The 24,196-nt window shown below is 70.8% G+C and carries 24 protein-coding genes and 1 pseudogene; 8 read left to right on the forward strand and 17 right to left on the reverse strand.

Annotated elements, in window-relative coordinates; all coding sequences use genetic code 11:
- Positions 1–154 precede the first annotated feature (154 nt).
- Genes ACL02U_RS20005 through ACL02U_RS20015 form a run of 3 tightly spaced genes read right to left on the reverse strand, consistent with a single transcriptional unit; the run spans position 155 to position 1,351 of the window.
- Positions 155–475: a hypothetical protein gene (locus ACL02U_RS20005; RefSeq protein ID WP_412792225.1), complete on the reverse strand. Its 321-nt coding sequence runs from the start codon at positions 473–475 to the stop codon at positions 155–157.
- Positions 476–479: 4 nt separating this feature from the next.
- Complete coding sequence (locus ACL02U_RS20010; RefSeq protein ID WP_412792226.1) at positions 480–800, reverse strand: hypothetical protein; 321 nt, start codon at positions 798–800, stop codon at positions 480–482.
- The gene (locus ACL02U_RS20015; RefSeq protein WP_412792227.1) at positions 800–1,351 is read right to left on the reverse strand and encodes a bifunctional DNA primase/polymerase; all 552 of its coding nucleotides are present in this window, start codon (positions 1,349–1,351) and stop codon (positions 800–802) included. The genes ACL02U_RS20010 and ACL02U_RS20015 overlap by 1 nt, the downstream gene beginning before the upstream one ends.
- Before the next feature lie 390 nt (positions 1,352–1,741).
- On the opposite strand from ACL02U_RS20015, the gene ACL02U_RS20020 reads away from it, so the two are divergent.
- Positions 1,742–2,977, forward strand: coding sequence for a hypothetical protein (locus ACL02U_RS20020; RefSeq protein ID WP_412792228.1), 1,236 nt, complete (start codon positions 1,742–1,744; stop codon positions 2,975–2,977).
- Positions 2,978–3,486: 509 nt separating this feature from the next.
- On the opposite strand, the gene ACL02U_RS20025 is transcribed toward ACL02U_RS20020, so the two are convergent.
- Positions 3,487–4,416 (reverse strand): phosphotransferase family protein, encoded by a 930-nt coding sequence (locus ACL02U_RS20025; protein WP_412792229.1) that lies wholly within the window; start codon positions 4,414–4,416, stop codon positions 3,487–3,489.
- A 450-nt stretch (positions 4,417–4,866) separates the two neighbouring features.
- Here ACL02U_RS20025 and ACL02U_RS20030 point away from each other — a divergent pair, with 450 nt between their 5' ends.
- The 5 genes and pseudogenes from ACL02U_RS20030 to ACL02U_RS20050 all read left to right on the forward strand — a co-directional run bounded on the left by ACL02U_RS20030 (position 4,867) and on the right by ACL02U_RS20050 (position 8,473).
- Positions 4,867–6,114, forward strand: a complete 1,248-nt coding sequence (locus ACL02U_RS20030; protein ID WP_412792230.1) for a hypothetical protein — start codon at positions 4,867–4,869, stop codon at positions 6,112–6,114.
- A 542-nt stretch (positions 6,115–6,656) separates the two neighbouring features.
- On the forward strand, positions 6,657–7,001 hold the full coding sequence (locus tag ACL02U_RS20035) for a hypothetical protein (RefSeq protein ID WP_412792231.1): 345 nt from the start codon (positions 6,657–6,659) through the stop codon (positions 6,999–7,001).
- A gap of 125 nt (positions 7,002–7,126) precedes the next feature.
- Positions 7,127–7,533: pseudogene (locus tag ACL02U_RS20040) on the forward strand (DNA-binding protein).
- 341 nt (positions 7,534–7,874) lie between these two features.
- Positions 7,875–8,039, forward strand: coding sequence for a hypothetical protein (locus tag ACL02U_RS20045; RefSeq protein ID WP_412792232.1), 165 nt, complete (start codon positions 7,875–7,877; stop codon positions 8,037–8,039).
- Between the two features lie 176 nt (positions 8,040–8,215).
- A complete protein-coding gene (locus ACL02U_RS20050) occupies positions 8,216–8,473 on the forward strand; it encodes a hypothetical protein (RefSeq protein ID WP_412792233.1) in 258 nt (85 codons plus the stop codon).
- A gap of 160 nt (positions 8,474–8,633) precedes the next feature.
- Here ACL02U_RS20050 and ACL02U_RS20055 read toward each other — a convergent pair whose 3' ends face one another.
- From ACL02U_RS20055 to ACL02U_RS20065, 3 genes are all read right to left on the reverse strand, one after another.
- On the reverse strand, positions 8,634–8,783 hold the full coding sequence (locus tag ACL02U_RS20055; RefSeq protein ID WP_412792234.1) for a hypothetical protein: 150 nt from the start codon (positions 8,781–8,783) through the stop codon (positions 8,634–8,636).
- A gap of 79 nt (positions 8,784–8,862) precedes the next feature.
- On the reverse strand, positions 8,863–11,391 hold the full coding sequence (locus ACL02U_RS20060) for a helicase-associated domain-containing protein (protein WP_412792235.1): 2,529 nt from the start codon (positions 11,389–11,391) through the stop codon (positions 8,863–8,865).
- Positions 11,392–11,461: 70 nt separating this feature from the next.
- Positions 11,462–12,067 carry a TetR/AcrR family transcriptional regulator gene (locus tag ACL02U_RS20065; RefSeq protein WP_412792236.1) on the reverse strand — a complete coding sequence of 202 codons (606 nt, stop codon included), beginning with the start codon at positions 12,065–12,067 and terminating at the stop codon, positions 11,462–11,464.
- A gap of 113 nt (positions 12,068–12,180) precedes the next feature.
- Between ACL02U_RS20065 and ACL02U_RS20070 the strand changes: the two genes are divergently transcribed.
- Positions 12,181–13,098, forward strand: coding sequence for an alpha/beta fold hydrolase (locus ACL02U_RS20070; RefSeq protein WP_412792237.1), 918 nt, complete (start codon positions 12,181–12,183; stop codon positions 13,096–13,098).
- A gap of 173 nt (positions 13,099–13,271) precedes the next feature.
- Here ACL02U_RS20070 and ACL02U_RS20075 read toward each other — a convergent pair whose 3' ends face one another.
- The 3 genes from ACL02U_RS20075 to ACL02U_RS20085 form a co-directional block, all read right to left on the reverse strand.
- Positions 13,272–13,745, reverse strand: coding sequence for a DsrE/DsrF/DrsH-like family protein (locus ACL02U_RS20075; RefSeq protein ID WP_412792238.1), 474 nt, complete (start codon positions 13,743–13,745; stop codon positions 13,272–13,274).
- An 18-nt stretch (positions 13,746–13,763) separates the two neighbouring features.
- Positions 13,764–14,081 carry a TusE/DsrC/DsvC family sulfur relay protein gene (locus tag ACL02U_RS20080; protein WP_412792239.1) on the reverse strand — a complete coding sequence of 106 codons (318 nt, stop codon included), beginning with the start codon at positions 14,079–14,081 and terminating at the stop codon, positions 13,764–13,766.
- A 160-nt stretch (positions 14,082–14,241) separates the two neighbouring features.
- Positions 14,242–15,483: an NAD(P)/FAD-dependent oxidoreductase gene (locus ACL02U_RS20085; RefSeq protein WP_412792240.1), complete on the reverse strand. Its 1,242-nt coding sequence runs from the start codon at positions 15,481–15,483 to the stop codon at positions 14,242–14,244.
- A gap of 283 nt (positions 15,484–15,766) precedes the next feature.
- On the opposite strand from ACL02U_RS20085, the gene ACL02U_RS20090 reads away from it, so the two are divergent.
- Positions 15,767–16,219: an OsmC family protein gene (locus ACL02U_RS20090; RefSeq protein ID WP_412792241.1), complete on the forward strand. Its 453-nt coding sequence runs from the start codon at positions 15,767–15,769 to the stop codon at positions 16,217–16,219.
- 218 nt (positions 16,220–16,437) lie between these two features.
- Here the strand turns inward: ACL02U_RS20090 and ACL02U_RS20095 are convergent, their stop codons facing one another.
- The 7 genes from ACL02U_RS20095 to ACL02U_RS20125 form a co-directional block, all read right to left on the reverse strand.
- Positions 16,438–17,169: a CBS domain-containing protein gene (locus ACL02U_RS20095; RefSeq protein WP_412792242.1), complete on the reverse strand. Its 732-nt coding sequence runs from the start codon at positions 17,167–17,169 to the stop codon at positions 16,438–16,440.
- Positions 17,170–17,327: 158 nt separating this feature from the next.
- The gene (locus tag ACL02U_RS20100; protein ID WP_412792243.1) at positions 17,328–18,236 is read right to left on the reverse strand and encodes a universal stress protein; all 909 of its coding nucleotides are present in this window, start codon (positions 18,234–18,236) and stop codon (positions 17,328–17,330) included.
- A gap of 306 nt (positions 18,237–18,542) precedes the next feature.
- Positions 18,543–19,163, reverse strand: coding sequence for a hypothetical protein (locus ACL02U_RS20105; RefSeq protein WP_412792285.1), 621 nt, complete (start codon positions 19,161–19,163; stop codon positions 18,543–18,545).
- A 182-nt stretch (positions 19,164–19,345) separates the two neighbouring features.
- Complete coding sequence (locus ACL02U_RS20110) at positions 19,346–20,269, reverse strand: carbamate kinase (protein ID WP_412792244.1); 924 nt, start codon at positions 20,267–20,269, stop codon at positions 19,346–19,348.
- 3 nt (positions 20,270–20,272) lie between these two features.
- Positions 20,273–21,274, reverse strand: coding sequence for an ornithine carbamoyltransferase (argF, locus tag ACL02U_RS20115; protein ID WP_412792245.1), 1,002 nt, complete (start codon positions 21,272–21,274; stop codon positions 20,273–20,275).
- Between the two features lie 17 nt (positions 21,275–21,291).
- Entirely contained in the window at positions 21,292–22,506 is a 1,215-nt protein-coding gene (locus tag ACL02U_RS20120; RefSeq protein WP_412792246.1) for an arginine deiminase, read from the reverse strand.
- Positions 22,507–22,535: 29 nt separating this feature from the next.
- A complete protein-coding gene (locus tag ACL02U_RS20125) occupies positions 22,536–24,047 on the reverse strand; it encodes an APC family permease (RefSeq protein WP_412792247.1) in 1,512 nt (503 codons plus the stop codon).
- Positions 24,048–24,196 lie beyond the last annotated feature (149 nt).

The following is a 24,196-nucleotide window of genomic DNA, read 5'->3' on the forward strand; positions in this document are numbered from 1 at the left end:
GCGCCGGTCCCGGCCGATCGGCAGACCAGCCAAATGCACCAGGACAGCAAGCAGCCCCGTACGACAGCGCTGGGGGAACGCTGTCGTACGGGGTCAGGCCAGTCGATCGCAGGAGCGCGCTCGGACCGCGGCCAACTGGCGTTCGAGAAACGGTTCAGACAGCGGGTGCTGCCCGCCGAGCGGTCGCAGGTGACTCAGCCGTAACGCCTTGCTGCTCCGCTCGCAGTCCTGCCGTGATCAGCTTCGCCAGCAGTTCGGCCGCCTCAGGTCGAACGGTCCCGAGGTGCACCACCCCGTCACCCACGACGTTCACATCGGCCACAAGGCTGGGGAAGTCGCAGTCCAGGCCGAGTAGCACAAGCTGATTGGCCAAGGTGCCGGCACTTCGCCGTGCGCGGTTCCAGCCGCGGACGTAGGGCACGCCGGGTGCCAAGTCCTCCGCCCGTTTGGCCACCACTCCTCGCCGGTCGGTCATGGCGTCAGATCCTTCCCTCGTGTTCTTCGACGGTGGTCCGTGCGTGCTCGACGCCCTCACTGTCTCGGCGAAGTCCGCTCGCCAGAGCCAGTCGAAGGAGTTCCGCCAGGCGCTCGGCCGTGTCGGGCGACACCCGGCCCAGCTCGACAAGGCCGTGCCCGAAGGCGTTCAAGTCCGCGCGCAGGTAGGGGAAGTCCTTCTCCAGGCCCGCGCGCACGAGGGCGTCTCTCAGTGCCGTGGTCGCGTTTCGGGCCGCGTACCAGCCCTCGCTGTCGAGAGGCGACCACGCGGCAGCGTCGCGTCCGTCGGTCGGCTCATTCGGCATCAGTGGTCTGTCTCCTCGGGAAGGGCAGCGACCGCCGCGTACGGGGTCGGGTACCTCTCGTCGAAGCGGGCGATCCTGGCCAGGAGTTCTGCGGAGGCGACCAGCGCGGTCGCGAGTGCGACCGGGCGGAGCGGGTTGGCCTCCGGTCGGCGCACCGGGGCGCGAAGCCACTGGTAGCGGTCGTCGGACAGCGGGATGGGGCCCGGTACGACGACCGCGCAGCCCTCTCCGAGGTACCGGTACGGCGGTGGGGATGACGTCTCGCGTCCCAGATAGAACAGGAACGTCTCACGCGTCTCCGAGCCGAGGAAGAATCCGACTCGTTGCGCCTTGCGGTCAGCGATTGCCGGCCCGAACGGCATTCCGCTGCGCTGGAGGCGGTCGAACATTTCCATCCCGAGGCGCTGTTCCACGCTCAGCACGTCGAAAAATCGGCCGGTCGGCAGCAGGCTGGGCCTCCGCGGGTCGTCCGCCCAGACTTGTCGGCACTCAGCCGGGTTGTCCGCCGCCGCGGACAGCCATTCGATGCCCCGCCTCGTCATCCTCTGCACGTCGTCTCACCCTCAGTCGGAGTACCGAGCGGCCACGATGCCGCTGTGAACCCAGACTCACGGCCCGGTACCTGGCCAGGGCAGATGACGAGGGGTGACGGGGGATGACGCGTCCACGCGCGCCACGTCATCCCCCGTCACCCACTATGCGTGGACGATCTCCGATTACTGCCTGCAAGAAGCAATCACCAGCGCGTACATTCGATCGGACAGGCCGAGTTGCCACGCCGGCGCATGCGCACGGGAGTGAAGGGTCACGTCTTCATGAAGCCGACCAGTGTCCGCTTACGCGAGGCTCGTACCAGCCGGGGCTGGAGCCAGCCGCGGTTGGTAAGGGAGTTACGCCAAGCGGCCGCCCAGCGTGGACATCAGCTCCCGTCGGACACCAGCGTGAAGCGCCGCATTGCCAGTTGGGAGAATGACCACAGCACCCCCGACGACTTCTACGGCCCGCTGCTCTGCGATGCCTTCGCCGTAAGTGCGGCAGAACTCGGACTCAGTCACGGGGAGGCGAAGGACGCTCCCGTGCTCGACGCCGCATACCCCGCCAGTCCCGATGACGCCATTCAGACGGTCAGCCAGCTGTGGCGCGCGGATCTGAATCAGTACGACCCGCTACTCAGGGCAGAGCCGTCCGAGCCTGCGTGGAACGAAGCGTCCCTTCGTTGGCTGGTCGCGCCGGAGCCAGGCATCCCCCGCCCGCGCACCGAGGGCATGCGAGTCGGTCTCGGTGACGTGGCTGCGATCAAGACCACGGCAGACATGTTCGCCCAGCTCGACGACCAATTCGGCGGAGACCACGCACGTCACTCCGTCATCCAGTACCTCAACAACGACGTGACCCCGATGCTCCGCGGCCAGTACACCGAGCAGGTGGGCCGGGTTCTCTTCTCCACCGTCGCGGAAGCCACACTCCTTGCCGGCTGGATGTCGTACGACGCCTGTCACCACGGCCTCGCCCAGCGATACTTCCTCCAGGCCCTCCGCCTCGCTCAGGACGCCAACGACCGACGGTTAGCGGGCAGCATCCTGTCAGCGATGAGTCACCAAGCAACCTTCCTCGGCCGATACACCCAGGCCGCCACTCTTGCCCGCGCAGCGCTCATGGGCATTTCCCCCGTAGCCACGCCAACGTTGCGGGCCCAGTTCCACGCGATGGATGCCCGCGCCCTTGCCCGCACCGGGGATGTTGCAGCCTGCGAGGCCGCCCTGAGCGCGGCGACCAAGGCGCTTGAGGGTCGGAACAGCGAGGACGAGCCCGAGTGGATCAGCTACTTCGATGAGGCAGAGCTTGCCGCAGAAGCCGCCCACTGCTTCCGAGACGTCAACAGGGCCCGCCAGGCGGTAGCTCATGCCGAGAACGCCATGAGCGGCAGCCACGTACGAAGCGACTTCTTCGCGACCATGGTCCTCGCTGATGCTCACTTGCGCGCGTGCGACGTCGAGGAAGCATGCCGCGTAGCCCTCGACGCCATGGATCTCGGCGAGCAGCTCAAGTCTGCGCGATGCGTCAGCTACCTCGCCGAGTTCCGCCAGAACCTGACAGCGGCCGGCCCCAATGCGGCAGCGCGTGACCTTGCAGAAGAGGCGCGAGAACACCGGTTGTGGGTTGCCGCGGGAGCGTAGTTCTTCCAGCAGGCCCCTGGGAGCCCATTGGTGCAGTGCTGAGGGTTGCACTACCCGCCGCGCCTACGGCTTCTCTGACGGTCTATGCCGTCACCATTCCAGTGGCTACAGTGGATTTTCCTGTTACGTCCGTAGTCCTCGTAGTCGAGGGCTCTCGGGGGCGTCGGAAGGCTCCGGTCTTCCGGCCCGTCATCACGACACCCTCGGAGGGCATATGGAAGTAGCGGGTTGGGCGGCAGTGGCTGTCGGCTCGATCGCGGGAGGTGTGACCGTTCTCGGCTACCTCGCCGATCAAGTCCCAGGACTGGCGAACAAAATGATCAAAGCTGTGCGCTCGGTTCGTGCCGTTAAGGACGAGGTGAGGCGCAAGCGCTGATCAGGGGCGGTTCCCTGGTGCGTCCCCCGTCGCCAGGGACCCCTTCCCCTGCTCATAGACACCCAGCGCCTCCTTAGCCTGTGACAGCGAGGGAGCATGCGCGGCTCGGATCACCCTCTGTCACGAGGAACCGCTAGAAGGCACCCCATGTGTCGCGGCCCTCGCCCGTTCGCAGAGACCGCATGCGGCGCGTGAACTCCGCCGCGAAACGCTCACTCGTGCCCACCTGGTGGCCGATCCACGCGACCATCATCAGCTCCCTCAGATCGGCCAACGTCTCGTATCCGGGCCAGTTCATGAGGTCGAAGCCGTACCGATGGACGAACTCGGCGTACTGCGCCTTGGTGTGCCAGCCGTATCGGTCGTAGTAGATCGCGGTCAGGATCAGGTCCCATTCACGCGGGGCGAGAGTGAGGCCGTCGAGGTCGATCAGGACCGCATGACCGTCCCGGTGGCGGAGGACGTTCCCGATGTTTGCGTCCCCGTGGGTCAGGCCGAAAGGAAGGACGAAGTCCAGTCGGTCGTACTCCTTCGCGAGCTTGGCCGCCCGCTCCTCGAGGAAGGACCGGTCTTCCTCGGAGACATCGTTCAGACCGTCCAGCGAGGCTGACAACTTGGCCAGGGGATCGAAGTACGGGAGACGCAGCGACTCGGGTTCTTCGAGCCAGTGGAATCGGCGGAGCAGGTCGGCCAGTTCGCCGATCGTCGCGTACTCCTCGCGCTCCTGGACGCTCTCCCAGAAGGTCACCACCAGTCCGCGCACGGCGATGGGCTGAGCGACGCCGGCCAGGACACGCGTCGCCGGGAAGTCGACCGTCTCCAGCCAACGGGCAACGCCCACAGCGCGTTCCATCTCGGCGAGAACGGCCGGGTCACGTGCGATGCGGACGATGACCGGTAAGGACGCCAGCCGGTAGACCGCGTTGGATCCCAGGCGCAGCAGCTCTGCCCCGGTCGCGTCCAGGCCAGCCGCCTCGCACGCTTCACGGAGGACGACTTCCATTCCCTCCGCCGTGAACTCCGTACCGCCGCCGTGCACTTCCCCGCCGCTGCCCGAGATCATGTCTCCGACCATACGGCGCAGCCCCACCGCCGGACAGGGCGCCCACGTAATAGGGGCGTAATGATCTTCGTCCGAGACGCCTCCCTGCACCGCTCCCCCGCAGGTCAGAGGCCTCGGCGTCCCTCGCTCTCACCTGGGCTCCGGAGCCGTGTGCGCAGGTTCGAATCCTGCCGGGGGCACTCGCCAGTCAGCCAGCAAGAATCAAGCTCTGACCAGCGCGAATGCCGATATGAGGGAGCGGGAGTCAGTCTCACTGACTTCCGCTCTTTCTCGTTATCTCTCAGCGTTCACGACATACCTCCGACACACTGCCTGAGCAGTCTTGGGAAGTCCCAGTGCACTGATCTGTGAAGCTCAGACCACTCAGCCACCCCGGTCCAGGAACTCTGGGCTTGAACCTCCTGTGTCTGCTCGGTGCGCAGCGTCAGCAGAGCCGCTTAGCGTGACCGCATGCCACTCGATGAAGCACTGGCGGCCCGTATGGCCGAGCCGGATTTCTGGCCCGTGTTCCTCTTCGACGACAACGCACCCGACGTCTACGACGAGGACGCCGAGGACCAGGAATCGCATGTCACCCGGTTTCAACTGGGTGGCGGTTTCGCGCTAGTCCTCGACCTGACGCTTGCGCTGGAGTACGTCGATCTCGCCCTGGCTGCCCCTGGTCTTCCGGAGCCGGTGACGGTGGGCTGGGACGACCAGGCCCACTTCCACCCGCATGTGATGCCCTGGCCGGAGCTGGACCTTCTGTGCCGCGCGGTCGCCCTGCACGACCCGAAACTGCGGCATCCCGGGCCGATGCTGGCGCTGCTGTGCCGCTTCGCGTTCCTGGCGGAAGGGGACGACCTGGACGCCGTCACGCCGCTGGTGGACACGGCCTTCGGGCTGATGCGGCCCGGGGACGGGAAAGGCGGGGTGCGGGCGGAGACACGCGACTGGTTCGACCTGCGGGATCTGCGCGGCACAGGTGTCGTATGGAGCAGCCGGGCCGACGGCCACCGGGCGGTCGACCAGCACCGCGACGACGGTCTGCCGCTGTACTCCCTCCGTGTGCCGGACTCGGAGGACTTCCCGTTCGTCGAGTGGTCGGCGCTGCTCGCCCAGGCCCGGGAGCGCATCGGTGTGACGGTCCGGGACCGCGCACTCAGGGATCCGGCAGTACGGCAGGCCCTCGACCGCTGCTCCGCGCCCGACGGATACGAACACCTGGCCGCGCTGGCCGACGCACTGTCCGACGTCGGGTACGCCCATCCCGTCCTGATGCGCGCGGTCACGCACCCCAGTCACCGAGCAGAGGCCTGCTGGGCCGTGGAAACCCTGAGCGGCCTGCCGCAAGGCGAGCTTGTGGCCCGCTGGTTCGGCCCGAGCCCGCTGGCCGGCAGCGAATCCTGGCGGCTGTCGCTCACCCTTCCCGGGGCGGAACGTCCGTGGCGCTTCGGCCAGCAGGTCGCCGAAGAGCTCGACACCGCTCTTCAGGAAGCCGGTCTCGGCCGGGCAGAGGTCGGCGTGAGCACATCACGCCAAGAGGGTGGCGCCTACGTCCACGTGGAAGACCGCCTCGACCTACTGATCCGCGACGACCTCTCCCGCGGCGTGACGATCACCGCCCGCATCCTGCACAGCCATCGTGCCGCGGAAACTGCCACCCTCCGGCATGCCGGAGAGAAGGACGAGGTCATACCCCTCCGGCTGCCGACCTGACGGCCTCCCGGTCGGCAAAAGAAGGCTGGATCCTGCCGGGGGCACTCGCCAGTGATCAGCGGAGATCGAGCGCTGACCAGTGCGGATGCCGACAGAAGCGGGCGGGAGTCAGTCTCACTGACTCCCGCCCTCTCTCACTGTCTCTCAGCGTTCGCGACACAACTCCGACACGCCAGGCGTATGGAGCGGCGGCTGGCCGCGACCGGGGGCACTGTTGGCCGGAGGCCCTGGACGTGTGGGCGCTTTGGCGGCGACTGGCTCAGCCACCGCGCTTCGCCATCCAATGATCTTTGATGACGGGCCCTATTGATCAGAAACTCATGGGGTTCTCGTCCAGGACTGATCACCGTGCCCCCCACATGTAGTGAGACGGCGTCCCGCTCCGAGGGGGCCCTTGTCTCGGTGCAGGTAGCTTGTCTCATTCCTGTGGACACTGTCCTGGGTGTGGATGATCGCGGAGAGTCGCAGAGCGGCGGGGGCAGGGCAGAAGGGGCGGCGATCTCGCTCCCCGCCTGTCAGTGTCGATCGCCATCATGGGCGACATGGCCAACGCGAACCTGACCACCGGCAGTATCTGGCGACTCCACCACGGCGAGCAGGAGATCGCCCGACTGGTTGTGACCGGCAACGACATGCCCTGGACGCATGCCGAAGTCGAGACGCTTCCTGGTTTCGAAGAGTTCCGCCCCCTCTTCAGTGAGCAGGAGCGGGCCGTCGACGAGGAGGACTGGGAGCGGGCCGACGCCTGCTACACCCGGATCCGCAGTGCGCTCACCCTGACGTTTCCCGACGGCCGCCCGGTCGCCGAGTTCATGCTGCACATCCATTCCGACGGCACCGCCGGCTGGCGCTGGCACGCCGAGCCCTTCGACGTGGTGAGACCGTGAGGACCTGACGTGAGCGTCCACACCCGTCACGGACGAGGAGGTCCAGGCCCTGCGCGAGCACCGGCACCAGACCCGCGACACCCAGGGACGGGCGGAGCGAGCGCCGCGCAAACCGCTCCCTCGCCGTGCCCGGCGACACCCTCGTGCTGGACAGCGCAGGACTGACCAGGCCCGTCCTCCGCGACCGCGCGGTCACCGCTTGGCCCGCCCTGGCCCGCCCTGGCCCGCACCGACGATCTGCGGGTGATCGCCTCCGCGGCCACTCTGGGTGGAGGTCGTCCAGCCGCGGATCAACCGCCCGGCCCTGGAGTGGCCCCTCTCCCGCCTCGTGGTCGAGCCGGTCACGGAACCTGTCGCCCGCCACGCCGCGGCCCTCCTGGCCGACGCCGGCCTGCACGGCCACAAGTACGCCATCGACGCCGTACTCAGCGCCACCACACTCCTCGCCCCGGGCCCTGTCACGATCCTGACCTCCGATCCGAAGGACGTCACCATGCTGTGCGGCGGGCGCGCCACCGTCATCAGGATCTGATGGGCCCGCCGGTTTCCGGTTGCGACCGGAGTATCAGCTCGCATCGGCAGCCGCCCTGTGGTGTGCCTTACATGTAGTGGGCGTAGCGGGTGGCAACGGCTGGTCGGGCGGGCAGGAGCGCAGGACGGACTTGACCTGGGTGGCGGTGCGCAGGGTGGCAGGGAGCCGTCCGTCCAGGCGGGTCTGGTTCCATTTCATCTTGGTCAGGTCGAAGTCTTCGGCCGGTCCACCGACCTGGTGGATATGGATACGCCACTCAGTGGACGTGGCGCGTCTCCGTCGCAAGTTGTGCAATTCCTTCTCTTATCTTGAGGCCCGGCCGAGGTAAGGGAGGACGCGATGTGGCGGCCAGTCAAGCGAGGGCTGGCGATCCCAGCGGGGCCTTCCTCGACTCGGTCGTTCCCTCGAGCTACTGCGACGGCGGCATCGGCGGCACCGGGGTCCTGCGCCTGGACACGCCCTGCTGGGCCGGCTACCGGCCACTCGGTGAGATCAGGGCCGCCTGACCACGACCTCGACCGGGTGGTTGCTCCACCGGGCAGCCGGCGCAACCACCCGGTTGCGCGATCAGCCCAGCCGTACGGCCGACCGTGCCGATGACGCGCTGAAACGCACCGGGCCCGCCGGGTCCGTGCACCAGTCCCATCCCATCTCGATTCGAGTGATCCGAGGAGGTCACAACATGAAGAAGGCGACAACGAACGCGCTTCGCGCGCTGATCGTCGGCGGAGTCATGCTCGCGGCGACGGGTTCTTCCTTGGCCTATGCCCACGGCCGAGGGGACGACGGCGGTCCGACCAGCATCAGTCACATCAACAACGGCAACACGTACAGTTATCAGGGCGTCGGTACCATCACCCTGGACAATCTCCTGGGAGGCGGCACCGATTCCCTGCTGCTCACGCCGATCCGCGCCGCGTCCGGCCGTCTGAACTTCTGACCCCCCGGCCTCGCACAACGGCCCGCTGGTTCTTCCAGCGGGCCGTTTCGGCCGTTCCGGGTGCTGACACAGCCGAAACAGGCGCCCCGTCCGGGTGCGGGCCTTCGAAGGGTACGGTGTGAGCTGGGCTTGGGCCGGGTTCCTCGCCCCTGTGTCGGGTTCACGCCGCCGATGCCTCCCGGAACGCGGCAGCGGCGGTGCGCACGTCCTGCGGGGTGTGGGCGGCGGTCGGCTGGAACCGGATGCGATCGGTGCCGCGGGGCACGACGGGGAACGAGAGGGGTACGACGTACACGCCGTCGTCGCGCATCCGGCGTGCGCGCGTTCTGGGATCAGCGATGAGTACGAGTGTTCGCGCCGGCCGCCGCCTCGTCCTGTCGTGCCGCGCCTCACCGATCAGGCCCCCCGGCGAGTTGCTCGGCCAGCTGCTGTGCGGAGGAGGGAATTCCGCGTACCGGCTCGCCGTACTGGGGGTGGGCCAGGTCCAGGGTGGGGACCCGACCGGGCGCCCGCTCGGTGGGGAGGCGCCGGAGGACGGTGCTGCCGGTCTCGGCCTCGAGTGCCGGGGCGTAGCCCGCGGTGCGCAGCGCGTCCAGGGTCTGGTCGGGTGGGGCGGTGGAGATGAGGACCGTGGGTGCGATGCGCCGCAGCCCGAGCTTCGCCAGGCCGCGCGCCTGGGCGACTTCGGCGATCAACGCGGTGTCGTCGGAGCGTACGCAGCACGCCGAGCGGACCACCCGCAGGCGCCCGTGGGTGCGGGCGGTGTCCTTGACGGTGTAGGCGAGGGGTTGCGGAAGCCCGGTGCCGGGCTCGCAGGCGGCGGTGAGGCGGTCGAGGATCTCGTCCGCGGTCCAGCCCGCGTCCAGGGCGCGGCGCAGCGAGGCGGGGGTGATGCGCCAGACCACGGCGTGGCCCTCGGATTCGATGTCGGCGACGGCGGAGAGCAGTTCGGCCAGTTCGGGGGACGGGGCTCCGGTGACCGTCGCGGTCGCGTCCGCCTGGAAGCGGGCCGTGGTGCGGGGAGCGGGAAGCATCGTGTGCAGCGCCGTACGCAGCTCGGCCACCGCTCGGGCGAGGACGGGGCGGGTGCGAAGGTCGGGGCCGAGCCCCTGGGTGCCGTGGCCCGCAGGATCTGCGCCGGCCCCGGGGACCGCGGGGTAGTGCCGGGCCGCGCCCGCCTCCAGGAGCGCGTCGACCGCGCGGCCCGCTGCCGTGAGTGCGCCGTGCGCGACCAGGCCGAGCAGTTCGGCCTCGGTCAGCGTGGCCTCCAGGCGTCCCCTCAGGTCCTCCAGGTCACCCAGGTCCTCCAGGTCCTCCAGGTCCACCTGCAGGATGTCGGCCTCCTCGGCCTCCTCGGCCTCCTCGGCCTCCGCGATCAGAGGGGCGCGCAGCACCGGCTGGAACCAGGCGGCGGCCTCCAGGAGTTCCTCGCGTGCCTCGTCCGTGTCGGCCAGGCCCTGGCCCTCGGGCAGCGTGGCCAGCGCCCGCAGGACGCCCTGCCGCACGGGCACCGCGTACGGGTCCTGGGGGCTGGTCAGCGCGACCGGCGTCTCGTCCTCGTCCGGCCAGAAGGTGAACACCTCCGGCACCACCGTCCAGGCGGCCACCAGCGGCAGCAGCTTGGCCGCGGGCGAGGCCGCCGCCCACGCGTCGTAGGCCTCGCAGGGCAGCAGCCGCGACTGCGGCTTGGGCGCGCTGCCGCGCGGACGGCCGCGCCCGCGCGCGGGCGGTTCGGTCTCGTCCGCCTTCGGTGCGGCGAGCCCGGCGGTCACCGCCAGGTCCAGCCACAGCCGGGCGTCCTGCTCGCTCGCTCCGGCCGCCCGGGCCAGGCGGCGCGTCTCACGCACCGCGATCCCGCCCGCCCTGCGCACCGCGAGCGGATGCGCGGCCAGTTCCCGCAGCACCAGCTCCGCCCGCCACGCGGCGGCGCCCGCCGCCACGCCTCCCTGCCCCTCCCAGCCGGGCGGCAGCCCCGCTGTCGCGGTCAGCGCCTCCGGGGTGAGGAGCACGGTGGGAGCCGGCTGGTCCGCGCGGAGGGCGCGGCCCGCCTCGAAGGCCAGCTCCACCAGGTCGGGGCCGACGGGCACCACCAGGCCGTGCGCCGCGAGCCAGTCCGTGCCCTCGTCCCCGCTGCCGCCCTGCCGGAAGACGAACTTGCCGTCCGGGCCCGCGTAGTCGCCGAACCGGGGGACGAAGCAGTGCGTACGCAGCAGCGGCGGCCCCGGCACCAGGTGCTCCAGCAGTTCGCGCGCCCGCTCCGGGGCCCCGGCCACCAGGTCCCGCACCCGCTCCGCGTCGGCGAGGAAGGCGACGATCCGCTCCTGTGCCGCACCCCGCGTGAGCTTCTCGCCGAACCCCAGCCGTGCGGCGATCCGCTTGACCTCCGGGGCGTTGTAGGCGGCGGTGAGGAGTTGTTCGGCGGGACTGCCGTAGCCGTCGAGCCGCGCCGCCGCCGCGTGCAGCAGCGGTGGCAGCGCCAAGTGCCCGCGCGGTTCCGGGAGCAGCAGCCCGCGCGCCCGCAGCCGCTCGAACGCCGCCAGCGCCTGCTCCCTGGACGTCCCGCCCGACGCCAGCCATGCGACGGCGTCCGGCTCCGGCACCAGCCGCTCGAAGGGCTCCACCGCCGGGGGTACCTCCGGCGCCCAGCCGTACCGGGGCCGCTCGGGAGCGGGAAGCGCGCCGTGGCGCTCCAGGGCCAGCGCCGCCACAGCGGCGAGCAGTTCCGCCTCCCCGGCCGTCGAGGTGCGCAGTGCGCACTCCACCGACGCGTCGGACAGCAGATGCTCCGCGAGCTGCCCGTAGGTGGTGATCCGCGTGTACCCCGCGGCCCGCGGCAGCCCACGCTCCTCCAGCAACTCCACCAGCCGCTCGCTCGGCAGCCCGGCCAGCCAACTCTCCACAGCAGTGCGCGCATTCACCCGGCCGACCCTAGAGCAGCGGCCCCCTGCCGGAGGAATCAAGGCGGCCGGGCCGGGGGCGGACACCCCGTCAACCGACGCGGAAGATCCGGTCCAGGTGACGATTCAGGATCCCGGCCGCGGACTCCGGGCTGCGCTGGCCGACGAGGACGCCGGTGCCGAGGCCGGCCGACATGGCCAGCAGGCTCGCCGCCTCGTCTCTCGCGTCGATTCCGGGCCCGGTGAGGTCGGCCTCCTGCGCCTGCCGGAGGAGGCCGGTGAGGGTGTCCTCGGCGGCGTCGGAGGCGGCGAAGAAGGGCTGGGCGCCGAGCGCCTGGTCGGTCACGGCCAGGACGGCGTACGAGGTGTAGAGGAAGTGGAACGTGCGGCTCTCGTCATCGGTCGGCAGTGCCGCCGTCAGGATCGCCTCGATCGCGGCGCGCGGGCCGGGACTGCTCCCGGCGGCTCGGACCCGGTCGGCGACCCGCTCCCCGAACCTCTCCGTCAGCCGGTGCAGACCGAAGAGCAGCAGCTTCTCCTTGGTCTCGAAGTAGTACTGGACCAGCCGCAGGGACACGCCGGCCTCCGCCGCCACATCGCGCATCCCCGCGGCGTGCAGTCCGCGCCGCCCCGCGACCCTGACGAGTGCCTCGGCGATCTCCGTTCGTCGTTGTGCGTGGTCCACGCGTTTCGGCATCGGTGCGCTCCTCGTCGGTCCGGCCTGCTGCTCACCTTTTCATGATACGGCTGTATCAATTTGATGGTACGGTCGTACCACGATCGAGTTGTTGCCTCTGGAGGTGGCCTTCCGTGCCCGAGACCACGACCCGCGAACGCGTCCGCCCCGACGTGGGACGGTACGTGAGCGACGCTCTTCGTGAGCGGTACTTCTCCGCGTGCGACGCCGTCTACGCCATGGGCGCGCCGGCTGTCGCGCAGGAGGAGGTGGAGACCGGCTTCGGGACGACGCACGTCTACCGGTACGGCCCCGACGACCCGGCCGGCGCCGCCCGCATCCCGGTGGTCCTGGTGCACGGCGCGGGGAGCTGCTCCGCGATGTGGTACCCGAACACCGCGGCACTGAGCGCGGAACGCCCCGTCTACGCGATCGACACACCCGGCGACCCCGGGCGCAGTGTGCAGCGCGAACCCATTCACCGACCCGAGCGTGCCGCCCAGTGGCTGGACGAGACACTCGCCGGCCTCGGCCTCGACCGCGTCCACCTGGTGGGGTCCTCCTACGGAGGATGGCTCGCCCTGAACCAGGCGCACCGCAGGCCCGCACGCCTCGCCTCGGTCACCCTGCTCGACCCGGGCGGCCTGGAGAAGGTCGGACTGCGCTTCTTCGCCTGGATCTTCGTCAGCCTCTTCGCGACCTCCGCACCCGAGAGGTTCCGCCCTCGCCTGGCGGCCTGGCTGGAGCAGCCGGTCCTCGCCGTGCCGCAACTGCGCGCCATGATCAGAGCGGGCGTCCGCGCCTACCGGATTCGACGCCCGGCTCCGCTGCCCCTGTCCGATGAGGAACTGTCCACCGTCCGCACCCCGCTCTATCTGGTGCTCGGCAGGCGAAGCCTCCTCGTGCATCCGGCGCGGCAGGTGGAGCGCGTGCCGCGGCTGGTACGGGGCGCCCGGGCCGAGATCGTCTCCAACACCGGTCACGGACCGCAGATCGACCACGCGGACGAGGTCAACCGCCGGATGTCGGCCTTCATGGACTCCATCGGCTGACGGGTGCGCGCCCGGACGGGTCCCGGCCGCGCCCCGTCCGGCTACCGTTCCCGCCGAAGAGGTTCGGGGGGTCCCACCGGACACGGGCCGGTACGCGCCCGAGTGCACGCGCCCGGGGCCCGGTATCGGCGCCTGCGGGCCGATCGGACCGCAGGCGGTTCTCTCAGGTGCTCTCAGGTGTAGATGATCTGGCCGCCGGCTGCGAGCTCGTAGAACTCGCCGACGGTGATGACGCCCTGGACCTGCTCGACCAGGTCGTCCTTGTCGAGTTCGAAGAGGTCCACCGACGCCTTGCAGGCGTAGATGCCCGCGCCGGTGTCGGAGATCATCTCGATGAACTCGGGGATCGGCGGGATGTCGAGCTTGTCCATCTTGCGTTCCATGTACTGGGTGACCAGGTCCGGGACGCCCGGCAGGCCGCCCAGCAGGGTCGGCAGGTGCAGGCCGGGGTTGCCGACCGTGGCGAGCTTGATGTGGTCCCAGCGCTTCCTGGTGATGGCGTCGAGACCGAAGAAGGTGAAGAACAGGTCGGCCTCGATGCCCTCGGCGCGGGCGCCGTTGGCCATGATCAGGGCCGGGTAGATCCCTTCCAGGGATCCCTTGGAGACGATGATCGAGACCTTCTGGATGGTGGCGGTGTCGGCCATGGCAGCTTGTGCTCCTTCTCAGATGCAGCCGCGGGGCTTGGGGATACCGGCGATCTTCGCGGCCGTCTTCGCCGGGCCCTTGGGGAACAGCTGGTAGAGCTCCTTGACGCTCACGCCGGAGGACTTGCCGAGGACGCGCACGGTGGGGCCGGTGCCCTTGGCCGCGTACTGGTCGCGCATGAAGCGGATGACGGTCCAGTGCCGGTCGGTCAGCGTGTCGATGCCGGCTTCCTTGGCGATCTGCCGGGCCATCGGCTCGGTCCAGCGGGTGGGTTCGGTGAAGAAGCCCTCGTCGTCGACGGGGACGGCGGTGTTGTCGTAGGTGGCGCTGGGCATGACGGGGTCCTCCCCTGGACGGGCGCGCGGCCTCGGACGGATACGTGGCCGGCGGATGCGTGGCCTCGTACGGGCGCATGGCTCGTACGGGCGCATGGCTCGTACGGGCGCGTGTACATAGCTCGTACGGGTGCGTGGTGAGCGGGTGGATACGCCTTGGTCAGGCGGGTACGCGGTCCTTGCCGTGCTCGGGCATCGCCGAGCCGATGCCGGGCAGTTCCCGGCCGGGCAGCAGGCTGTGCCAGTACAGCCACTCGAAGGCGAGCTTGCCGAGATGGGCGGCGTGCGACTCCTTCAGCAGCGGCAGTCCGACCGGACCCGGGAAGTGGCCCGGCAGCGGTTCGGTGTCGTAGTTGAAGTCGATCAGCAGCGCCTTGTGGAAGCCGGTCTCCACGAAGCAGTTGGCGTGCCCGTCGAAGGAGGCGTCCAGCGGCTCACCGGCCAGGAAGCGGCCGATGTTGTGCACCAGCACCTCTCCCTCGAAGTGGGCCACCGATCCGGCCTTGGAGGCCGGCAGTCCCGCCGCGTCCCCGATCGCGAACACCTCGGGCCGATCCGGGAGTTGCAGCGTGTGCGGGTCGACGGGGACGAAGCCGAGTTCGTCGCCCAGCCCGTCGGAGCGCTCCACGTACTCGGCGCCGCCGTGCAGGGGCACCACGACCGCCAGGTCGAACGGCAGCGCCCGCTCGTCGTAGGACACCAGCCGCCCGCCTTCGCCGTCGACCTCTCCGAGCGTGAACTCGGTGACCAGGTCGACCCCCTTCTCCTTGAGCAGCCCGCCCAGCGCCTTGGCGGCGACCGGCTTGGTGAACGCGCCGTCGAGCGGGGTGGCGTACGTCAGCTCGACCCGGTCCCGGATGCCTCGCCGCCGGAGGTACCAGTCGGCGAGGAAGGCGAACTCCAACGGAGCGACAGGGCACTTGAGGGGCAGGTCGGCGACGTCGATCACCAGTCGGCCTCCCTCGAAGCGTTCCAGCGCCTCGTGCAGGCCCACGGCTCCGGGAAGGTCGTAGAAGGTGAAGACCTTCTCGCCCCAGCCGGGACCCGTCAGCCCCTCGGTCTCCTCCGGCAGCAGCCGGGCCCCGGTGGCGACCACGAGGACGTCGTAGCCCAGGCGGCTGGCGCCGTCGAGGTGCACGGTCCGCGCGTCCAGGTCCACCCGATCGATCCTTGCGCGCTTGTAGTCGACCTCCGGGTTCAACTGCCGGGGCCGCGGGCGCACGAGGTGGCCGGGCTGGGCCAGCCCGAACGGCACGAACAGCAGGCCCGGTTGGTAGAGGTGGTCGTCGTTCTGGTCGACGACCGTGATCCGCACATCACGCCCGTGGTACTTGCGGCACAGGCGATTGGCCGTCATGGTGCCGGCGGTTCCGGCGCCGAGAATCACAATGTGTTTGCCCATGACCCCACTGTCGTACGGGAGATGAGGGGCCGGCATGGGCCACTCGCCCCCACTCGACTACCCACCCGGGTATACCTTCCCCGCCCTACCGGCCCTCCCCACCACCCCGTCGGCCACGGCAGACGCCTGGAGAATGCCGGAAGGTACCGCAAGGCATGTCGCCGCAGCGGGCGCGCGAGGTCCGGAAGGCCCCTTCCTCACCCCTTCGGCCTCTTCATCGGGCCGCGCCCCGTGCGGTCGACTGGGATCCAGAGCAGCCGACTCCAGCGAGAAGGACCAGACCATGACCGGCAGCACACCGCAGACCCTCGCCACGCACCGACCGCAGGTCGTGGACGTGCACACCCTCGAGGTCGCCCACGTCGACCAGGACGCCTACACGGTGGACGTCCGCAGCCACCACTTCCAGGTCGACCAGCCGCTGGAGGCGGGCGGCGCGGACAGCGCGCCCACCCCGACAGAACTCTTCGCGGCCTCGCTGGCCACCTGCGTCGCGTTCTATGCGGGCCGCTACCTGGACCGTCACGGCCTGCCCCGCACCGGGCTGCGCGTCCGTACGGAGTTCACCATGGCCACCGACCGCCCGGCGCGTGTGGCCTCCCTGCGCCTGGTGATCGTTCCACCGCCGGAGCTGCCCGAGCAGCGCCGCGCGGCCCTGCTGGCCGTGGCCTCGCACTGCACGATCCACAACACCCTGCGTCAGCCGCCGGAGATCGGCGTCGAGTTGGAGTCCTGAGTACGGCCTCGGCACCGACGGCGCCGGCCGTGCCGGACGTGCCGGCCGTGCCGGAGCCCGTCCGCGGTGACCCGATGGTCCGGGTTCCGGCTCCGGCGGATTCCGGCTGGGCGCAGGGTTTCGGCTCCGGCCGGCTCCGGCCGGCCCGCGTTCCGGCCCCGGCCGGTCCGGCCGGGCCGGGTTCCGGCGCCGCCGGTCACCTCACGTTCCACGCACTCTCACAGGTTGCGCAGCCAGTCCTCGGTGATTCCGCGGGGTCCTTGCCGCTCGGGCTGCTGGTGGGAGTCGTCGAGCCGGTAGGTGAGCCGATCCACGACGGCCACCACGCCGTCGATGCGCCCGGTCCTCGACACGGCGACCTCCGTGTCGCTCTTGCGCTCCAGCCGACCGGTGAGGGTCACGACGCCCTCCGTCACCGAGACGTCCACGCTCCGCGGCGTCAGCCACAGCGTGCGTTCCAGCACTTCCCGGCACACCTCGTCGCGGATCTCCGAGTCGGGCCGCAGGAACACCCGGAGCAGGTCGCGGCGGGTGACGATGCCGGCGAGCCGGTCATGCTCGTCGACGACGGGAAGCCGCTCCACGCCGTGCTCGGCCATGGTCCGAGCGGCCTCGGCGACGGTGTCGTCGGCGTGCACCGTGACGGGCGGCTCGGTCATGAGCTGACCGGCGGTGCGGGCACGGGCCTTCGCGGCGTCACGCCTGGCGGACTTCGTCAGCGTCACGGCGGGAAGGCGGTGCCGCCTCCGGTAGGGATCGGGGGCCTGCGCCTGACGGGACAGCAGATCGCTCTCGGACAGGACGCCGATCACCCTCTCGTCCTCGTCGACGACCGGCAGTCCGCTGATCCGGTGTTCGGCGAGCAGTCGTGCCACCTCCTTGAAGGGGGTGCCGTCCCCGGCCCGGACGACGTCCGTGGTCATCACCGAGCCGACCTTCTCGTGCCTCATGGCGGTTCTCTCCTTCAGTGAGTACAGCGCGTACAGCGTGTTCAGCCCGGATACGGGTCCTGGGGCCTGCGGGGCAGCGGTCGTATTCGTGCGTCGCGCGCGTCGCGCGCGTCGCGTGCGGTGCCGCCGGTGCCGCCGGTGCCGCCGGTGCCGGGCGCTCAGTCGTGGGCGACGACGGCGACCGGCGCGGTGGAGTGGTGGAGGACGGCGTGGGTGACCGGACCGATGTGGACCCCGACGGTGGAGCGGCGGACGCGCCGGCCGACGACCACCAGGGAGGCGTCGTGGGACGCCTCGGCCAGGCGGACCGACGGGCTGCCGGGACTGGACCGGGTGACGACCTCGACGTCGGGGTACTTCTGGCACCAGGGCTGCAGTGCTTCGCTCAGGGCGGCGGCGTCGCTCTGCGCCACCATCCGGGTGACCTTCGGGTCGGGGGCCGTGCCGTAGAGGTAGTGGTACGGCTCGTGCCAGCCGTGCAGCGCCCGCAGTTGCACACCTCGGTGCGCGGCTGCCTCGAACGCGAAGTCGATCGGCGCCGCGTGCGGGTGGCGGGTGTCCAGCCCGAGCACGACGGGCCCGGACGGGGTGGCGGCCGTTTCGGGGGTTCCCGTACGGTCCGTCGTGCGCTCCTCGGGGGTCTGCTCGGCCGCCCGTACCAGCACCACGGGCCGTTGGGTGGAGGCGACGACCTCGAGGCCGACCGAGCCGACCAGGAAGCCGCCGATCCCGCCGAGCCCGCGCGAGCCCAGCACCAGCAGTTCGGCGTCCCGGGCGGCACGGACGAGGGCCTCGGCCGGCCGGCCGACGAGTTGTTCGGCGGTCACCTCCAGGGCGGGGTGGCGCAGCCGCAGGTCCCCGGCGTCCTCCCGGAGGATCTGCTCGGTCCGGTGCTGGTAGGTCTCGGTGCCGACGAGCGGGGCCACGGCCGCGTATTCCGGCACCGGTTCCCAGACCTGGATGAGCCGGACGGGCAGTCCGCGGGACTCCGCCTCGCGGGCCGCCCACTCGGCGGCGGTTCGGCTCTCGGCGGATCCGTCGAGGCCGACGGTGACAGCGCGGGGCATGATCTCCACTTCCTGAATCGGTGCTCCCGATTCGAGCGTCGTGTCCGGGGGCTTCGCGGCGGGTGCCGCCGGTCGTCCTCCGGGCGGGGCGATGGGCACGGGTCACCGGCGGCCGGGGCGGGGGCGATGAACTCCGGTCACCCGTAGTCGAGGCGGGGCGGGGCGGGGGCGATGAACACCCGTCACCCGTACCCGTACCCGGGGCCGGGGCGATGGCGGGGCGGGGCGGGGCGGATCGGGGCGATGAACTCCCGTCACCGGTGGCCGTGGCGGCTCGGATGCCGCCGCGGCGCGGTGTGGGAGGGGTCAGCGCAGCCAGGCGTGGTCGCGGACGACGGGCAGTCCCGCCCACCACCGGCCCAGGCCCCAGGTGGTGCCGGCGGCGGCGACGGCGACGGCGATCAGCACCAGTGCGTACACCAGGTGGTAGTCGGCGAACGGGTTCGTCGACATGCTCGGTGAGCCGTCGGCCAGGTGCTTGGCCGGCGGCCACTCGGCCGTCCACATCAGCGCCATCAGGGCCGTGCCGGCGAGCGCGGCCGGCCGCAGTGCCACACCGGTCACGGCGGCGACGCCGATGCCCAGCAGGCCGAGCATGAACAGCCAGTCGGCCCAGGTGGCGCCGGCCCATGCGTGGAACGTGGACTGCAGGGGCCCGGCGGCGACGTGGCTGAGGAAGCCCTTGGTCGGGGAGCCGCCGTCGATCCAGCCCTTGCCGGACGCCGTGGCGTATCCGAGGCCGAAGGTCTTGTCCAGGAAGGCCCACAGGAAGACGAACCCGGTGAGGACGCGCAGGGTCGCGAGGACGCGGGCCTGCGCGGGGTGGATGACGGTGTCTGCCGCCGCGGCGACCGCGGAACCGGTCCGGTTGCGGCGGAACGACAGGTGGAAGCCGGGAGTGCGGTGGGGGTGCTCGTGCACGGCCATGACGGTGGTCCCTTCTGGCATGTTCAGATCGCGTTCTGCTGATGCCCCACACTCTCGTGGCGTGCCCTGCGCGGCGCCGGATGCCGAAGGGCTCCGGCGGTGGGGCCCAACGTCCCCTCCTCGCCCTCCTCGAGGCCGGCTCGCGGTGGGCCGGTCGGCGCCGGAGGCCGGGGCGGTGCCGTTCAGCCGCCGGTGAGATCCGGGCGGACCAGGGTGCCGGACCGGCCGTGAACGATCTCGTGGGCGGCGTCCAGCGCGCCGATCCCGGCGAGGCCCCCGGTGCGTTCCACGAAGCGGGCGGCGGCCTCGGCCTTGGGCCCCATCGAGCCGTCCGGGTAGCCGCCGCGACGCAGTTCGGCGGGTGTGGCGTCGAGGACGGGCCGCTGGTCGGACGTGCCGTAACCCTCGTACACGCAGGGCACGTCGGTCAGGACGAGGAGGAAGTCCGCCTTCAGGTCCTCGGCGAGCAGGGCGGCGGTCAGGTCCTTGTCGACGACGGCCTCGACGCCGGTCAGGGCGCCGGAGTCGCGGTCTGCGGTGACGGGGACGCCTCCTCCGCCGGCGCAGACCACCAGGGTACCGAGGCCGAGCAGGTCGTGGATGGTGTCGGTCTCCAGGATCCGCTCGGGCGAGGGGGAGGCCACGACACGGCGCCAGCCGGTGGTGTCCCGGCCGGTGCGCCAGCCGCGTTCACGGGCCAGCTTGTCGGCCGTGGCGCGGGGGTAGACCTGGCCGACGAACTTCGTGGGCCGCGCGAACGCGGGATCGTCGGCCCGCACGAGGGTGTGGGTGACGAGTGCGGCGACCCGGCGCCCCGGCAGGGTGTCGTGCAGGGTGCGGACCAGCAGGGAGCCGATCATGCCCTGGGTCTGCGCCCCGAGCAGGTCGAGCGGGTACGGGGCGCTGAGGGCGCGGTCGGCCTCGCTCTCCATGGCGAGCAGCCCGATCTGCGGGCCGTTGCCGTGCGTGACGACCAGTTCGTGCTCCTGGGCGAGGGCGGCCAGGGCGGTGGCGACGTGGTCGATGTTGGCTTGCTGGACGGCCGCGTCGGGGCGTTCGCCGCGGTGCAGCAGGGCGTTGCCGCCGAGGGCGACGACGATGCGCATGGTTCAGTCCTCCAGGGTGGCGACGAGGACGGCCTTGATGGTGTGCAGGCGGTTCTCGGCCTGGTCGAACACGAGGGAGGCGGGCGAGGAGAAGACCTCGTCGGTGACTTCGAGCCCGTTCAGGTCGTAGCCGGCGAGCAGGTCACGGCCGAGTGCGGTGCCCGCGTCGTGCAGGGACGGCAGGCAGTGCATGAACCTGACGTCGGGGTTTCCGGTGGCCGCGAGCGTCTTGGCGTTGACCTGGTAGGGCAGGAGCAGGTCGATGCGCTCGCCCCAGGTGTCGGCCGGCTCCCCCATGGAGACCCAGACGTCGGTGTGCAGGAAGTCGGCGCCGTGCACGGCGGTCTCGACATCCTCGGTGACGGTGATGCGGGCTCCGGTGCGGGCGGCGAGCAGGCGGCAGGTGGCGACCAGTTGGTCGTCCGGCCACAGTGTGCGAGGGGCCGCGATGCGCACGTCCATCCCGAGCAGAGCACCCATCGACAGCAGGGAGTTGCCCATGTTGTTGCGGGCGTCACCGAGGTAGCAGAAGCTGATGTCGGTGAGCGGCTTGGCGCTGTGCTCGCGCATGGTGAACACGTCGCACAGGCTCTGGGTGGGGTGGGCGGTGCCGGTCAGCCCGTTGTAGACGGGGACACCGGAGTGGGCCGCCAGTTCCGTGACGGTCGACTGGGCGGAGCCCCGGTACTCGATGCCGTCGAACATGCGGCCGAGGACGCGGGCGGTGTCGGCGACGGACTCCTTGTGGCCGACATGGGTGTCTCCGGGGCCGAGGTAGGTGGTGGTGGCGCCCTGGTCGGCGGCGGCGACCTCGAAGGCGCAGCGGGTGCGGGTGGAGGCCTTCTCGAAGAGCAGCACGATGTGCCTGCCGGTGAGCCGGGGTTCCTCGGTGCCGGCGCGGCGGGCCGCCTTGAGGGCGGCGGCGAGGTCGAGGAGGTGGTGGATCTCCGGGGTGGTGAAGTCGAGTTCGCTCAGGTAGGAGCGGCCTCGCAGGTCGACGGTCATGGTGGGCCCCTCGGGTGTCAGGCGGCAGGGTCGCGTTCGATGGGGCAGCTCATGCAGCGGGGGCCGCCCCGGCCCCGGCCGAGTTCGGCACCGGCGATGGTGACGACCTCGATGCCCTGCTTGCGCAGATGGGTGTTGGTGGTGACGTTGCGCTCGTAGCCGACGACGACACCGGGGGCCACGGCGAGGAAGTTGCTCCCGTCGTCCCACTGTTCGCGCTCGGCGCCCCGGAGGTCCTGCGGCGCGGAGAGCATCCGGACCTTGTCCAGGTCCAGGGCCTCGGCGAGCGCGGTGGCCAGGTCGGAGTTCGGGGCGACGTCGAAGCCCGCCTCGCAGGTGTCGCTGGGGGTGAGGGTCCAGGAACGCAGGGAGTCGGCGAGGCCCGGGTAGATCGCGAAGGCGTCGCGGTCGAGCATGGTCAGCACCGTGTCGAGGTGCATGTAGGCGCGGGCGGTCGGCAGCCGGACCGCGATCAGGCGGCCGACCGTGCCGCCCGCGAACAGCCGGACGGCCAGGTTCTCCACGGCCTGGGCCGTGGTGCGTTCGCCCATGCCGACCATGACGGCGCCGTTGCCGAGGACGTGCACGTCTCCGCCCTCCAGGGTGCCCACGGCGCCGTCGAGCAGCGGCTTCGGCGCGGATTCCGCGAACATCGGGTGGAAGCGGTAGACGGCCTCCGCGTGGAGGCTCTCGCGGCGCCGGGCCGGCTTGGCCATGGGGTTCACGGAGAGCCGGTCGTACATCCAGCACGAGTTGTCGCGCGGGAAGAGGTGGTTGGGCAGCGGTGTGAGCGCGAAGTCGTCGGCGTCGAGCGAACTCCACACCAGGCTGTGCGGGTCGGTCAGCGGCAGGTCGCTCTTGAGCAGGCCGCCGATGAGGTAGCCCGCGAGGGTCTCGCCGTCCAGTTCGGCGCACAGTTCCCGGACGGAGTCGGTGAGGGCGGGGCCCACGACGGCCGGGGTGACGACCCGGTCGAGGAGCCACTCGCGGGCCTCGGGGAGGTCGAGGGTCCGGGCGAGCAGGTCGGTGAAGTAGTGGACGCGGGCGCCGTGGTCGCGCAGTACCTGGGCGAAGGCGTCGTGCTCCTCGCGGGCGCGCTTGGCCCACAGGATGTCGTCGAAGAGCAGGCCGCCCACGTTGCGGGGGGTGAGGCGGGAGAGTTCGAGGCCGGGGCGGTGCAGGATCACCTGGCGGAGGGGGCCGACCTCGGAGTCGACGTGGAAGGTGTTCATCGAGGGAGTTCCTTCGAACGTGTGCGTGGTCAGTCGTGATGGCGCAGTTCGCCCGGACCGCGCAGTGGGCCGATGCGGCCGGTGCGCGGGCCCCGGGCGGGCCGCCGGGCCTTCGGGGGCGACTCGGGCGCCCTCTCCCGCCGGGTCGGCGAGGGCGACTCGGGTGTCGGCTGCCGCTGGGCCGGGACGTCGGTTGCCGGGACGTCGGGCGCCTGGTCCCGCTTCAGCCAGACGTACACCGGAACACCCAGCAGCACGACGAACAGGCCGTAGTAGACGGTCTGGTAGCCGCTGCCCTGGATCGACCAGTACGAGAAGGCGAGGGCGAGCGCGGCGATCGCGACGTCACGTGCGAATCGCCGGGGGTTCGGCTTCTCCTCGCGCCGCACGAGCAGCCAGTACAGCTGGGCGGCCGCGGAGAACAGGTAGGGGATCACCGCGGTCAGCACGCTCAGCAGCACGATCTTGGTGAAGACGTCGTCGAAGCGCGTGTAGCTGACCACGGTGATGAGCGAGGCCAGCACCGTGGAGGCGATGATGCCGAAGGCCGGCACGTCGCTCCTGCCGCGCAGTCGTGCGAAGGCGCGCGGGAAGAGGCCGTCGTGAGCGGCGGCGTACGGCATCTCGGCGCACAGCATGGTCCAGCCGTTGAGGGCGCCGATCCCGGAGACGATCGCGGCGACGGCGACGACGTCACCGGCCCAGGTGCCGCCGAAGATGTTGTTCGCGGCGTCCGTGAAGGGCGCCGTCGAGCCGGCCAGCTCGCCGTGGGCGACGGTGCCGAAGACCGCGAGCGTACCCAGGATGTAGATCACCGCGCAGACGAGGGTGCCGTACACCGTGGCCCGCGGAACGTTGCGTCCCGGCTCCCGGACCCGGCCGGCGACCACCGAGGCGGCCTCCAGGCCGAGGTAGCTGAACAGGGCGATGGCACCCGCAGCGGATACGGCGCCGAGGACCGACTGCCCGCTGGCGTTGAAGGGGCCGAAGTTGTGGGAGTCGATGAAGAGCAGCCCGACGGTGGCCATGAAGACGAGGGGGACGAACTTCAGCACGGTCGTGATGACCTGGAAGGCGCCCGTGTTGCGCACGCCGGTGAGGTTGATCGCGGCGGGTATCCACAGTCCGACCAGCGCCAGGAGCACTGAAAGCCACTTGTCGTGACCGGTGTTGACGAACACCTCCACGTAGCCGACCCAGGCCACGACGATGGCGGCGTTGCCGGCCCAGGCGGTGATCCAGTACGACCAGGCGTTGAGGAAGCCGGCGAACTCGCCGAACGCCTCACGGGCGTAGACGTACGGGCCGCCGCTGGCCGGAACCCGCTTGGACAGGGCACCGAAGGTCAGCGCCAGCGCGAGCGCGCCGAGGGTGACCACGACGAACGCGACGAGGGAGACCGGCCCGTAGGGGGCGAGGGCGGAGGGGAGGGCGAAGACTCCGGTGCCGATGATGCTGCCGATCACGAGCGCGGAGGCGGCTGGCAGGCCGAGCGCCGCCGTCGGCGCCTTCCCCTCTCCCTCTCGTCTGGATCCGGACATGGCGTACTCCTTGCGCGGTTCGTCAGGGTGAATCGTTCTGCTGACGATCTTTCTGCGTCCCGCCGACCAAGATCAGTGTCCGCAAGGCCCCGCTCCCGGCCCGGTGGTCCCGACCGCCGGGGCCCGACCAGCCCCGCACACCGGCACGG

Source organism: Streptomyces sp. MS06, assembly GCF_047200655.1.
GTDB lineage: Bacteria > Actinomycetota > Actinomycetes > Streptomycetales > Streptomycetaceae > Streptomyces.